The organism is Phormidium sp. FACHB-592 (assembly GCF_014695795.1).
Classification (GTDB): Bacteria; Cyanobacteriota; Cyanobacteriia; order Leptolyngbyales; family Leptolyngbyaceae; genus Stenomitos.
The window spans coordinates 134,448-148,546 of sequence record NZ_JACJOZ010000106.1 but is presented as its reverse complement, the minus strand read 5'-3'; the positions used below and the strand labels follow the sequence as shown (position 1 = coordinate 148,546).

Below are 14,099 nucleotides of genomic sequence, written 5' to 3'. Positions count from 1 at the left end.
CGCTCACCTTGCCAAGCTTGCTGTGAATAAAACGATGGCTCAAACTCTTCTCAAGCCTCTTTGGGCAACGATCGCAGGCATTTTCACCCTTGGCTCTGTTACAGTGCTCAAGCCTGCCCAGGCCTTTAGCGTTACGTATAACTTTACCGTTCAAATTACTAGCGCTGCCTACGAAAGTCACGGCTTGATGAATGGTGCTACTGAATACGGTAGCCTCACCTATGACAACGCTAATTTAACGGGAATCGGTAGCGAATATGTCTCTGCCGCACCAGGAAGCCTCACCTTGGAATTTAACTTCTTAAGCAAGCTTCATACACAGAAAAACGACCTGAACTACGGTAGTGATGCCTATCTTTATGACTACCCGGTTGCCTTTTTCTCAAATGGAAGGCTGCTAGGACTCGACTTTTTGGTCGTCCCATCGCCATCTCAAGCTTCACAAGATGAGCTTGGCTTTCGCATCTTTCGGGAACTCTTTTATGTTGGTGCGACGGACAACTTCAACAGCGGTACTCTAGCGGGTACCGTCACTTATGGCAATAGTGCCGCTGTCCCAGAGCCATCTGAAATAGGCGGTACGATCTTAGCCTTCAGTTGCTTTAGTCTCTGGTTCTTGAGACGGGTTAAAGGCTAAAGGGATCATTAAAGAATTATGATCGTTAGGCAGTCGTTTAAGGCTTGGGGCAGCCGAAGTAGGATCATACAGAGCAATTATGATCGTTGGGCAGTTGTTTAAGGCTTGGGGCAGCCGAAGTAGGATCATACAGAGCAAAGGCTACATCGATCTCAAGATGTTCTCTCTGCATTTTGAGGCTATTTCATTGCAAGTCTCTATATCTCTATATTTATTTACTCTACATCTTGGAGGTGATGATGCTACGTGTTCTTAGTTCTTACCTTACTTATGCTTCTAATCGGGCAATTAGCCATATCTTTCTATCCCTTTGCCGTCCAGAAGTTGAGGTTCCTGTTCAGTTTACCTGCCTTGTCTCAAGCTGTGATCCCAACGTTGAGCGCTCCAATGTGGTCAAGGCTATCCCTAACTTAATCAGACCCTTTGTGTTTCGCTTGCGTGCCAATGATGCTATGACCGAATGGCGCTATCTCCAGGCACTAAAACATTTTGATGCTGCCTATTTGTGGCCAGGGTTCTCTTTGGCAACGATCAGAAAGGTGAAAAGCAAGGGGAAACCGATACTTATAGAGCGAATCAACTGTTTCACTGGTTTTACCAAATCAGTTATGAATAATGAATATATTCGGTTAGGGCTTGGACCTCGACATCCCACGACTGATCAAACGGTGCAGGATGAGTTGGAAGAAACCAAGCTGGCTGACTTCATTTTCTGCCCTAGTCCGCACGTGCGATCGAGCTTTTTAGACGCTGGCGTACCAGCCGAGAAATTATTACTCAGCAGTTATGGGTGGTGTCCCAGTCGCTTTCCAGATTTGCTTCATCAAAGCCCTGCACCAAAAGCCGTCGATCGACCCTTTACGATTCTTTTTGTCGGTACGGTCTGCGTTCGTAAGGGTGCTCACCTGTTGATGGATGCATATGTTCGTTCAGGAATCAAGGGGAAATTGATTCTGTGTGGAGAGATGGAACCCGCGATCGCAGAAGTTTGTCAAGATTGGCTGCGCCGTCCTGATATTATCCACCAACCCTACGTGAACAATATCTCTACTTTCTACCAGGACGCGGACTTATTTGCCTTCCCTAGTTTGGAGGAAGGCAGCCCCTTAGTAAGCTATGAAGCAATGGCTCATGGTTTACCGATGCTAGTCTCTCCCATGGGTGGCGGAGAAATTGTGCGGGATGGCGTGGATGGTTTTATCCGCTCTGAGTTCGATCGAGATGCCTGGGTTGAGATCATCCAAAAACTTGCTGCCTCCCCAGATTTGAGACATCAGCTTGGTCGCAATGCTTCGCAAAGAGCGGCAGAGTTTACCTATGAAAAAGTTGCTAATCAACGAGCCCGAATGATTTTGGAGCATTTGACTGACTCAGCCACTAGCCCTAGCGTATAGCCAGGGCTGTTTTAGTCTAAATTTTGACGTTTATGCCTTCACGAGAATATGCCACTCTAGACTGTAGAGATTTGATCTCTTGATAGCTGAACTCACCCAAACTATTGCTGATAAAGGTTTTTCATCAAGTACGCTATAGTCCTGGAATTCTGAGTTCGGAGTATAAGACGTGGTGAAAGCAAATGAAGCCATCTGTCAATCTAGAATAACCAGAATGAAAGAGATTTGTTGCTTCCCCCTCATGCCGGATGAAAGTAGAATGCGGCTCCAAGAATTGTATAGGTTGCCAGCAACAGTACGCCTTCCAGCCAGTTGGAGCGTCCATCAAGGCTAATTAGGTTGGCGATCGCCACTGCAATCACCACCGCAACGACTTCAAACAGGTTAAAGCTTAAGTCCATTGGCTGCCCGATCGCTTGCCCAACCAAGACCAAAATGGGTGCCACTAGCAAGGCAACTAGCAAACTTGACCCCATTGCCACCGAAACAGATAAATCCATATTATTTTTCATAGCGACTCGTACCGCTGTAACGTACTCTGCGGCTCCACCGACCAAGGGCAGCAAGATTACACCTGTAAAGAGTGGCGTTAAGCCTAGCCCTTTGGTTGCTTCTTCGACGGCACCGACAAAAATCTCGGATTCAAAAGCAACAGCGATCGTCGCAATCAGTAGCACTCCAATCCAGAGAGGTAAATTTGGCTTGTGTGGCGCGTGTGCGCCGGCTGCCTCAGCGGTACCCTCTTCTAGTTCCACGATGCCGACATCGTAGAGGTAACTGTGGGTCTTGAGCGAAAACAGTAGGGTCAGCGCGTAGACCACAATTAGCACAGCCGCCACTGTAATCGAAAGGCGGCTGATAGTCACCTGATCCACTACATTTGAGGTTGAAATGACCATAGCGGGTAGGACGATCGCCGTTACCGCCAGCGTCATAGTCGAACCACTAACCCGTGCCACGATCGGCTGAAATTCTTGCTCTTTGTAGCGCAATCCTCCCAGGAACATGGATAGCCCCATAACCAGCAGCAGGTTACTAATAATCGTGCCTGTAATGCTGGCTTTTACGATGTCAAGCAAACCTGCTCGCAGCGCCGAGAGAGCAATAATTAGTTCAGTAGCATTACCGAACACAGCATTTAACAAGCCACCGATCGAGGGTCCTGTTGCTACCGCAACCTCTTCTGTCGCTGTACTGAGCCAGATGGCAAGCGGCACAATGGCGATTGCAGAGGTAATGAAGACTATGAGCGCATCCCATTCCAAATGCTCTGCTGCAACAGAGATGGGGATAAAGACTAACAAGCCCAGAGAAACAAGGTTCTTAATTGACATAGTGCCGGTAGGAGAAAGGATTCAGTGAATAGGCTTGTGCCGTTAAGCAACGCGAATGGTCAATGGTGTTTCCCGTTTGACCACACTTACAAAATGCCTCGTTCATCATAGAAGCTAGAGCGCGTTCTGACCCGACAAAAGCAACGGGTGAGTAATCAAAACCTGACTTTGGTTGAGAAAGCGATGCTTTAGTCAATCTTCCCTTAGTTAGATGGTTCAGCGACAGAGCAAACTAATGTAGGTACGTAGTCATTCCGCCAGGATGACTAACACTAACTTGATAGTCTTGGCTGTACGCTAGATAACTGTATGCCGTTGTACGTAAATCGCACTCTAAGCCCGCTTAAAGCTAGAGTCTTCCGTATGCTGCCAGATGCCCTTCCATTCACCAGGCATCACTGGCGAGTCGTTAGTCTTGGGATCGGCTTGCTGACGGCAGCGCTGATTGTTCTAGCGGGATCAAGCAGCTTTGGGCAGAATGTAGTGCCGCCTCATCTTCAAGTACCAAAACTTGAAGCGCCTAAACTTGAAGCACCTAAACCTCCTGTGCCAAGTGTAGCCAGTGCTACGCCCGCGATCGCCACGGCAGATGTCAAATTAGATGGGCGAACCCTGTTTACGATCGCTGCGCCTAATGTGGCGACTCAAGCGGGCACTCAGTCTGCTAGTACGCCGCCCATTAGAGAACGAGTCAAGAACATTGAGGAAACACTGAACCGGATTGCCGAAAACACTGCTGAACCTAAAACGCTGGATGTAAAAGCGGCAGTGGATGAACAAAGTCGCTTGCCTGTCATTTCGATCGGAACCCGCTATCTGATGACAGTGACAACACTGGATGCCCAACTTCAGGCGCAAGACCCTGAACAACGAGCAACCGAACTCACCCAAATTATTAGGAACGCTCTAACGATCGCCCGACAGGAACGCCAACCTCAATCGTTGATGAGACAAGGCTCAGTGGCAGGGCAGCTTGCACTCGGCATAGTAGCAGTAAGCGGCATTTTGGCATTAGTACAGCGCTGGATCAAGGCACAACGAGAGCAGTTAATGGCTCAAGCTCATGCAGCGATCGAGTCATCCACCGTGGTCGATCCTACCAGCACAGCAGCAATGGCAATTGTGCGCGAGCAAATCAAGCAACGGCGGCAGCGATCGCTAAATGATGTACAGCGCCGGCTACTGCAAGTGATGCAGTTAAGCATTTGGTTAGGCGGTCTTTTCATTATTTTGGGGCTGTTTCCCTATACCCGTTGGCTACAGTCGCTCATCCTGTCAGGTCCACTCAAAATCTTGGGGATCGTTATCGCCGTCTACCTTCTTATTCGAGTAAGCGACACGTTTATCGATCGCTTCTTTAATGCACTCACTGCTAACGAACTTCTCCCGCCGGATACGTCTCAACGCTTGGCACAGCGTATTACTACGTTTTCACGGGTGCTGCGGAGCCTTGTTGCCACCGTTTGGATCAGCACAGGCATTCTCACCTCGCTTTCTATTGTGGGCGTTGAACTGGGTCCAGTACTTGCAGGTGCGGGCATTTTGGGCTTAGCACTCTCCTTAGCCTCTCAAAACTTGATTAAGGATGTGATCAACGGCTTGCTTATTCTTTGGGAAGATCAGTACGCTGTGGGGGATGTCATCCAAATTGGCAAAGCCACTGGGCTGGTAGAATCCTTAAACCTCCGCATTACCCAACTCCGTAACTCCGAAGGACGGTTGATTACCATTCCCAACAGTTCGATTACGGTGGTCGAGAACCTCTCCAAGGATTGGTCACGAGTTGACCTAGGCATCACGATCGCCTACGACGCGAATGTTGATCGAGCGATTACAGTCGTCAAACAGGTTGGCGAAGACATGACTAATGATCCGGCATGGAAAGACAAAATCCCCGAACCACCAGATGTCTTAGGAGTAGATGATATTGGTAACAATGGCATTACCCTGCGAGTGTGGATCAAAACCCTGCCGCTACAGCAATGGAATGTTGCCCGCGAGTTTCGCCGTCGGTTGAAGCGATCGCTGGATGACGAAGGTATTGCGATCGGGTTGCCGCAACAGTCGCTCTGGTTCCGCAATTCATCGGACCCACCGCACGTTGCTGATGGTAAGCTGCCTTCACCTCATAACGCTGTAAATGACGAACAGGATTGAAGGATGAAGGATAAAATTTTTGAGTTTTGAGTTAGCTCTGCCCCGCAACTTCCAGCTCCCAATCTTCTTTTACCTTCTGCCTTTTACCTTTTGCCTTCTGCCTCCCGTCGGCTGACGCTCTAGGAAGCCTGCCTTCTGACTACTCCATCCCCTGCCCATCCCGTCGTCCCAACTCATAGATACCACAACCGATGCAGGCAAGCATTCCTACACTAATTGCCCAACTGCGACCCAGCGTTAGCTCTACACCGTAGTTGCATAAGGCTCCAGCTAGAAGAAAGGGCACAATGCTAAAAATAGAAGCGTAGAAAGCATTTTGTGCCTCTCTGCCTTTGCGGGTGCGCTCAAATTCTTCGGTCGACGTGTAGAGCGATCGCTCAGCAAAATTAAACCAGCGGTTAAGCTGATGTGTTACCCAGTCGCTAGTAGTTGCCAGCCCTAGATACAGCGACAGTGACCATAAGCCTGTACCAGCGATCGCGATCGCGCTTAAGTGAAGATCAAACGGGAAAAGGTCAAACATACCAAAGCTCACATAGAAAGCTTATGTAGAACGGCTCGTGTCAAAGCAAAGACAGCAAGCCAATAGTGTTAACGAGCAATCGATTGCATCTCGAATGCCTACCCGTTGCTTGTTGTGTATCTTAACGAAAATTAAACCATAAGTACCTAGACACAGAAAATCCCTTGTGCCTTAACCCGTTGCTGCTCCCGCATCCTTACACTACTGCATTAGAAATTTTGAAGCTTGTGTTCAAGTACTCAACGCTCATGTTGAGTACTTGAACAGCGTGTTCAAATATTCAGCGCTCTCATTCAGACGTTGAATCAGCTCTGTCGTCTCCCTATGCTTTGAAGTTAAGCAATCTGGTTCACAAACGAAAGATCGATCGTACTAAAGTTGGTACTCAGCGCTAAGTTGAGGGTTTCCATCGCTTCGACTAGCCACTGCACACCATCGCGGCGGCACAGTTCATAATGGTTAAACAAAATTGAGAAGCGCTTTTCCAAACATGGCTTTACTTTGCGACAGATCAGCACAATTTTGAGTAATAGCCCAGTCGTTAACGTTGAACCGATGTTAGAGATGAGATCAACAAAAACAAAATGATTTGGTTTTTGGGGGCTTTCAACGACAAGAAAATTCAGCAACTGGCTACAGGTTCGGACTAGAAGAAAGTCATTTAACTTTTGATTATGGCTTTCTGGCAGCGTGTTTTTGAGTTGGTTGTAAAGCTGATTGTTAAACTGCCGTCTACCATATTCTGAATCAACCGAAACCGTAATGTATTGGTAAAGGTCATCCTTAAACGATTGGTAAGATGGCGCTTGATTAGTATGAGTTAGAAATCGTTGGGCTGAATCGCGGTAAGTGCCAGCACCTTGAGATTTACCCGCAAATTGCTTCAAGGCACTACATAGCTGTTGGTCAGTTAACAGCGTTGGGTTCTTTACTGGTTGAAGAATACGATGCGCTGGCAAGGACAGAGCATCCTGATCACACTGTGATCGCCTTACCTGATAAGTGACATATTGGGATAGGTCAACTTCATACTGATGCTGTGCTTTTGCCTGAAGCTGTCGAATTGTCTGCTGCTGCTCGTAGGTACTGCCTTCTGTCAGCAGGCAATGTTCATAAAGGTAAGGATAACGTCGAATAAGCGCACCAATCGGCTCATGAGCGGGCGGATGATGCAGGTCGCCCGTCTGGCTCATCACCTGAGACAAACGGCGGAGGGTCACAAACTGCTCACTATCGACAAAACCCTTAACCAGCTCGCGCACTCGTCGGATCGAACGCGAACGGGAATATTCAGTGATGCTCCTGGTTGGAGCCGCTTCAAAGAGAGCAACCAACTCTGGGATAGCTGCTTGAAGTTGAGGGCGAGTTTGCCAACGATTGATCAAAATATGACAACAACGATTCAACACGAACCGAAACTCTTGTTCAGCCGCTTTGGATGTAGCAATTTTGTCGATCGCTGCGGTAATCTCAGCATCAGGATAACCAACACCATCAATAAACAACGCCCGAAAGCGACTAATCAACTGACTAGGTAGCTCAGATTGCACCAATCGCAGCAAGTGGTCATATAGCTGCTGCTCTGACTGGTCGATCGGACGATGAAAGTTGGGTGTCCAAGTACTCACGGCGGTAGAACTCCCATGCCCAGAGATAGGGGGTTAAAATAGCACTGTCTAGAAAGCGCTGAGGGTGCTAGTCAGCGTTATTGGCTCTATTACTAAAAAATATAGAACGGTACGTTGTAATCCTGAACAAAATCTTCAACAACTGCCTTTAGACGCAACTTTACGCCCTACGGCTCTCAATCGTATCCGTAACAACCACAGAGTTGTTGTGACTTGAATCACACAAACTCAATTAAACCACAGTTGCTGTTTAAACTTTAAGCTACCTCACGCCACAATCTGAGCCTTGTGATTGCTCAAGAGCAACGATGAAGAGTGTTAGCAACCTGCAAAATTAAGAACATTTGCACTAGTCCACTTATCCGTAAATCTACTTAGGAAAAATGTGAAGTTAGATGCCAGCCTCAAGTTTTGAGCACTCCTAGTTTTGTTTATTCTATTAATACCGCAGAGTTTAACCCTCTAATTGGCTTAAGCGGCGTAGGTTAAGCACATCACTCAGTTTCCTGATTTGACTAAAGGTGCGCTCAAGCTGATCGTGGTCGCGGATGTCGATACCTAGATCAATAGTCGCAGTTTGAGCAGGGTAAGTTTTAACCTGAGCATTACGGATGTTGATATTGTTATCGGTCAAACGCGACAAGATGTCTTTCAATACACCAACCCGATCGATCACTTGAATCTGAATATCAACAGGATAGGTTTGAGGACGACCATGATCCTGGTCAGTTGTATTCCAACTAACGGGAACGAGACGATCGCCAGGAATAAGTTCGACATTGGGACAACTATTGCGATGAATAGAAATGCCGCGACTGCTCCGCGTTACAACCCCAATGATGGCTTCACCAGGAACTGGCGTACAGCAGCCTGCAATATGATGCAGCAGTCCTTCCACACCAATAATGGGGGACTTGCTAGATGACTGCAACGGCAAAATCTTAGCCCCTGTTGGCAGCACAGGAAGCTCTTGGATCGAGGCACTCAAACTGTCTGAGAGCTTTTCTAAAGGTTGTTGTGCTTTAACTGCTTCGCGCAAGCGGTTGAGCGTGAGGTTGAGGGTGACTTCTCCATAGCCCAACGCCGCTAGCAGATCTTCAACACTGTGGTAGTTACATCGTTCGGCTGTGGCTTGCATCGGTGCTGATTTTAGGAGTGCCTCAAAGCCATTTTTGCCTAAGGCTCGCTCTAACATCTCTCGACCACGATCGACGTTTTCTTCACGGTTCGATCGCTTGTACCATTGACGAATGCGGTTTCGTGCACCCGGTGTCACCACAAAGTTAAGCCAATCAAGGCTAGGACGGGCGTTCTTCTGCGTCAGAACCTCAACAATATCGCCGTTTTTGAGCGGTGTATCCAGCGTGGTCATGCGCTCATTTACCCGCACTCCAGCACAGTGATTGCCCACCTCCGTGTGAATGCGGTAGGCAAAATCAACAGGCGTTGCGCCACGACTGAGTGATACAACATCGCCTTGAGGAGTAAAGACATAAACATCGCCATCAAAGAGATCATCCTTGATGTTCTCTAGATATTCTTGGGCATCTTTGAGGTCGCTTTGCCAATCTAGTAATTGCCGCAGCCAAGTAAATTTCTCATCAGTTGTTGTCAGCTGGGTGCTGCTACTGCCCGTTTCTTTATACTTCCAGTGAGCAGCAATCCCATATTCAGCAATTTGGTGCATTTCCAGCGTCCGAATCTGAATTTCTAGGGGACGCCCTGAACTGCCAATAACAACGGTATGCAATGACTGGTAGCGGTTAGGCTTCGGTAAGCCAATGTAGTCCTTAAATCGACCCGGAATCGGACGAAACATATCGTGGACAACGGCTAACGCGCGATAGCAGTCATCATTAGCGCTTACAATAAGCCGAATCGCTGCAACGTCGTAGATTTCGTTGTAATCCTTTTGCTGCCGCTTCATCTTTTGATAGATGCCATACAGATGCTTGGGGCGACCACTAATATCAGCGTAAGCAAGCCCTGTTTGATCTAGGCGTTGTTTAAGGCGATCGACGGTCTGAGCCAGTCCTGTTTCGCGATCGACCCGCTTTTCAGCCACCAGTCCCTGAATTTGTCGATAGGAATCAGGCTCTAAGTATTTGAAGGTTAGATCTTCCAGTTCCCATTTGAAGCGACCAATACCTAAACGATTGGCAAGGGGAGCAAAGATTTCGCGTGTTTCCAGAGCAATTTGACGGCGCTTTGCATCGGGTAAGTGCTCTAACGTCCGCATATTGTGTAGACGGTCTGCTAGTTTGACGACAATAACGCGAATATCTTGCGCCATTGCCAAAAACATACGACGAAAGTTTTCTGCCTGCCGCTCTGTTTTACTAGAAAAATTAAATTTTGAAAGCTTGGTAACGCCTTCAACTAGCAGTTGAACTTCTTCACCAAATAATGCGCCTAACTCTTCAGCCGTAACGGTTGTATCTTCGACTACATCATGTAAGAAGCCAGCAGCAATCATGACACCGCCACCACCCAAGTCGCGCAGCAACCCAGCTACTGCAACAGGATGCATGATGTAAGGCTCACCCGAGGCACGGTATTGCCCCTCATGAAGCTGATACGCAAACTCAAAGGCTCGACAGACTAGATCAGCATCGGCATTGGTGCCATCACATGCGGTAGCATCGGCGCTCGATCGCCGCGCTTGGAAGCATTCTTCTAGCCAAACAGGAAGATCAAATGCTGTGGAAGAGGCGGGAACGGTTAGGTGCATACTGTCAAGCTCAGAGGTCGAAAGGCTCAAAAGGCTCGTTATACTGGCTGATTCTACTGCACAGTGTGCTGCTCAATACAGATTGCAGCTTAATGAAAACATCTAGGCGGTAAGAGAAAACCTCTCAAAAGTTTGAAATCAAAAATAGGATACAAGTATCCCTGCATCGAGCTTACAGCGCTGATAAATATAGAGCTTACAAATGTTGCTTGTAGTAGAGCCGCTAAATACGGACGGGTTATAACTTTCTTTCCGATCTACAACTAACGGCTGTAGCTAAAAGACGAGAACCTGAAGAGTGCCCTGCTCTCAACGGTTTAATTTCTATGTACCATCTATCCTAGCAAAAAGGACAGAATTCTTTACATGAACTTACAGGTGCAACAGTGAGAAAGGAAGAGAAAGCCTTACCGTCGGCTCAACAGCAGCGCTATGAAGCATTTAAGCAAACACTACAGCAGGTGCAGCAGAGGGCGGTTTCACCTAATGCCAACAGCCTGATGCTACGGTCCGAAGTCACAGCCTTGCAACAGTATTTTCACGAGCAGCTTTTGAGTTTGTCAACAGATACCTTCTCGACGACAACGCAGCAGTGGGTGCAATCGTACCAAGTAGAGATGGATAAGCAGCTTCGGTTGCTAGGAATGGATGTACTTTTTTTGCAGGCAGCGAAGCAAGCAGCTACAGCGTTGCAACGGCAGCAACAGGTGTGCGATCGCCTTGGCACTTTGCAACGCTACTGTGAGGCACTGTTGGGAGGGGAGGAGAAGGATGAGGAGTGAAGGAGTAAGGGGTTGAGAGAGCAGGGGACGCGAGGGGAGAAGAGGTGCATTCGTTGTTAGACTTCAGCCTGCATCGCACCATTGCCTCTGCCAATTTCCTTATGCAAAAGCTAAAAGACTGCCCCTTGCTTGGTTAAATAGAAGGGATCGGTTGAAGCGGAGAGAGCGCCAGTGCAGTGCCCAAAGGATAAGCAAGTAAGTTTGGTGGAAAGTCAATTGGCGGCTCAGTTAGCGGCTCACCATTGTCCAGAATGTGAGGGTGTCTGGATTCCGGGCGCTGAGTACGAAAGTTGGCAGGTGCAGCAACCTTTGACGGAAAGTCTCTCTGCGCTCATTGATCAAGCGTTAGAAACGAATGTTGACCGATCGCCCTTCGATGCGCGGGCGGCACTCTGCCCTGAATGTAATGCTTATCTAGCAAGGGCGAAGGTAAGTGCCAAAACACCGTTTTATGTCGAGCGATGCCCGAACTGTAAAGGCATTTGGTGCGATCGTGGCGAATGGAACACGCTGCAAACGCTGTCGCTACATACTGTAATTGACCAGATGTTTTTGGGGGAGTGGCAAACGCGCACACGCGAACGAGAGCAGTTGGCTCAGGAACGTCGCGCCACGATCGATAAACTAGGAGCCGAACTGGCGGCACAAATTTTTGAGCTGGCTGACATTTTGAAACAGCATCCCAATGGTGATTTTGGTGTCGCTTACCTGATGCGACGATGTGACAAGTAGCAGCTACCCATTAGCTATCAGCTATTAAGCCATTAGCAGCTGACCTCCCGATCCGGCTGTCGTGGCGTACAACTGGTAAAGTAGCTGAACGCTAATTGCTTACTATACTGACGGCTTATGCCATGACAAACGCTCTCTTTCAGGTTGAACATTTGCGGGTCGCGTATCCTCAACGTGGATCGGAGGCGATCGCATGGGCAGTGGATGATGTGTCGTTTACCCTCAATCCAGGCGAAAAATTGGGGTTAGTTGGCGAGTCAGGATGCGGCAAAAGTACCTTGGGTCGAGCTGCCATGCGGTTACTGTCCGAAGATACCCAAATTGAAGGGCATGTCACTTTTGCAGGGCAATCTGTGTTTGACCTTTCGACAGCAGCGTTACGGCGCTTTCGGGGCGAAGCCGTTGCGTTGATTTTTCAAGACCCCATGACGCGGCTTGATCCACTAATGACGATCGGCGATCACTGCCTGGAAACGCTGCAATCGCACCAGCCTCAACTTTCACGGCGACAGGCAAAAGAACAGGCGATCGCAACCTTAGAAGCGGTCAACATACCTGCGAGTCGCTGGTCACAATACCCCCACGAGTTTAGCGGTGGGATGCGGCAACGAGTGGCGATCGCTCTGGCGCTACTGCTGAATCCTAAACTCATCGTGGCGGATGAGCCAACCACCAGTTTGGATGTGACCGTCTCTGCCCAGATTTTGCGCGAACTAACTCGTCTTTGTGACGAGCGGCAAATGGCACTGCTGATCATCTCTCATGACCTGGCGATGATTGGCGAGTATTGCGATCGCATTGCCATTATGTACGGCGGCAAATTTGTCGAAACAGGTGCCACTCAAACAGTATTAAAGCAGCCTCAGCATGAATACACGCGATCGCTGCTGAAGGCAGCACTCCATCTGCAAGCCGTTGATTTAGAGAAAGGAGAAAGAGAGGAGCGCGTAGGCAAAGGACAGCAAGCGGTAGACTCGGCTCCCAACGCTCCTCTCCCGACGCCCCTCCTCCACCTTGATAATCTTATCCAGCACTACACCTTGGAGCAAAACCCGATCGCGCAACTGTTCTGGAAGACGAACCAAACAATTAAGGCTGTAGATGGTGTGACTCTGGATCTTTATCCAGGTGAAACGTTGGGTTTGGTTGGTGAGTCGGGCTGCGGCAAAAGTACGCTGTCGCGCACAATTTTGCAGTTGATTCGCCCAACAGCCGGCAAAGTCGAGTTTTTGGGACAAAACGTAGTTGGGTTGTCGCGAACTGCCATGCAGCAACAGCGACGGCAAATGCAAATGGTGTTTCAAGACCCTCATGCGTGCTTGAATCCAATGATGACGGTGGGGGAAAGCATTGCAGACCCACTACGGATTCACCAGTTAGCCGATCCCCAGGCAGCAAAAGCCCAGGTGTTGGAGATGTTGGAACGGGTAGGCTTGAGTCCAGCGACAGCGTTTTACGATCGTTATCCTGCACAGCTTTCGGGTGGGCAGCAGCAGCGTGTGGCGATCGCTCGTGCCCTCATCACACGTCCGCAATTACTGATCTGCGACGAACCAGTCAGTATGCTAGATGCCAGTGTGCAGACGCAAGTTTTAGCGCTCATGCAAGACCTCAAAGATGAATTCAACCTAACCTACTTGTTCATTACGCATGATCTGTGGGTCGCGCGCTTTTTCTGCGATCGCATTGCCGTGATGCAAGCTGGCAAAATTATTGAGTTGGGTGCCACTCAAGATCTTTTTACGCGCCCACAGCATCCTTATACACAGGCGCTACTGCAAGCAGCCCCACTCCTTGCAAGACTGTAATGGGTAAGGCAACATGGCTACGCTAGCAGTCTAAAGCGTTCATCTTGTAGACGTTTACTATGTTGCCATGCTCAAAAATTTACTGCTGTGGTATGGCAAAAGGATGAAGGATAAGGGATGAATCGAAACCCTTGCTTAAAAGAAGTTTCAAGGTTTATGTCTGTTCTAACGTTCTCTTCGACTGCTATAGGAAATACCTGTGTGCTCCTATCAAGCGTGCCAATTTTTAGCTCATTTCTTGGCTAGAAAGCGCTCAAGCCTCTGACAGTAGCTAGATTGATTCCGTTAGAACTTAAAGGTATTAGGGTAATCTAGAGAGTAGAGATTCAAGCGAATTAATTGAATTTCTTAAGGTTTAGTCCAAATTAAAGTC

General features: G+C 48.4%; 10 protein-coding genes. 6 read left to right on the top strand and 4 right to left on the bottom strand.

Annotation, left to right across the window (positions count from 1 at the left end):
• Positions 1-34: 34 nt before the first annotated feature.
• The gene (locus tag H6F86_RS30135; RefSeq protein WP_190454958.1) at positions 35-637 is read left to right on the top strand and encodes a hypothetical protein; all 603 of its coding nucleotides are present in this window, start codon (positions 35-37) and stop codon (positions 635-637) included.
• 236 nt (positions 638-873) lie between these two features.
• Complete coding sequence (locus tag H6F86_RS30130; RefSeq protein ID WP_190454955.1) at positions 874-2,031, top strand: glycosyltransferase family 4 protein; 1,158 nt, start codon at positions 874-876, stop codon at positions 2,029-2,031.
• A gap of 239 nt (positions 2,032-2,270) precedes the next feature.
• Here H6F86_RS30130 and cax read toward each other — a convergent pair whose 3' ends face one another.
• Positions 2,271-3,365 (bottom strand): calcium/proton exchanger, encoded by a 1,095-nt coding sequence (cax, locus tag H6F86_RS30125; protein ID WP_190454952.1) that lies wholly within the window; start codon positions 3,363-3,365, stop codon positions 2,271-2,273.
• Between the two features lie 309 nt (positions 3,366-3,674).
• On the opposite strand from cax, the gene H6F86_RS30120 reads away from it, so the two are divergent.
• Positions 3,675-5,522, top strand: a complete 1,848-nt coding sequence (locus H6F86_RS30120) for a mechanosensitive ion channel family protein (protein ID WP_190454949.1) — start codon at positions 3,675-3,677, stop codon at positions 5,520-5,522.
• A 139-nt stretch (positions 5,523-5,661) separates the two neighbouring features.
• Here H6F86_RS30120 and H6F86_RS30115 read toward each other — a convergent pair whose 3' ends face one another.
• From H6F86_RS30115 to H6F86_RS30105, 3 genes are all read right to left on the bottom strand, one after another.
• Positions 5,662-6,045: a hypothetical protein gene (locus H6F86_RS30115; RefSeq protein ID WP_190454946.1), complete on the bottom strand. Its 384-nt coding sequence runs from the start codon at positions 6,043-6,045 to the stop codon at positions 5,662-5,664.
• A 335-nt stretch (positions 6,046-6,380) separates the two neighbouring features.
• Positions 6,381-7,673, bottom strand: coding sequence for a hypothetical protein (locus tag H6F86_RS30110; protein WP_190454942.1), 1,293 nt, complete (start codon positions 7,671-7,673; stop codon positions 6,381-6,383).
• Positions 7,674-8,127: 454 nt separating this feature from the next.
• Complete coding sequence (locus tag H6F86_RS30105; protein WP_190454939.1) at positions 8,128-10,404, bottom strand: bifunctional (p)ppGpp synthetase/guanosine-3',5'-bis(diphosphate) 3'-pyrophosphohydrolase; 2,277 nt, start codon at positions 10,402-10,404, stop codon at positions 8,128-8,130.
• 386 nt (positions 10,405-10,790) lie between these two features.
• Here H6F86_RS30105 and patD point away from each other — a divergent pair, with 386 nt between their 5' ends.
• From patD to H6F86_RS30090, 3 genes are all read left to right on the top strand, one after another.
• Complete coding sequence (patD, locus tag H6F86_RS30100) at positions 10,791-11,186, top strand: heterocyst frequency control protein PatD (protein ID WP_190454936.1); 396 nt, start codon at positions 10,791-10,793, stop codon at positions 11,184-11,186.
• 171 nt (positions 11,187-11,357) lie between these two features.
• Positions 11,358-11,918, top strand: a complete 561-nt coding sequence (locus H6F86_RS30095; protein WP_190454933.1) for a zf-TFIIB domain-containing protein — start codon at positions 11,358-11,360, stop codon at positions 11,916-11,918.
• Between the two features lie 122 nt (positions 11,919-12,040).
• Complete coding sequence (locus H6F86_RS30090; protein WP_190454930.1) at positions 12,041-13,726, top strand: ABC transporter ATP-binding protein; 1,686 nt, start codon at positions 12,041-12,043, stop codon at positions 13,724-13,726.
• Positions 13,727-14,099: the final 373 nt, after the last annotated feature.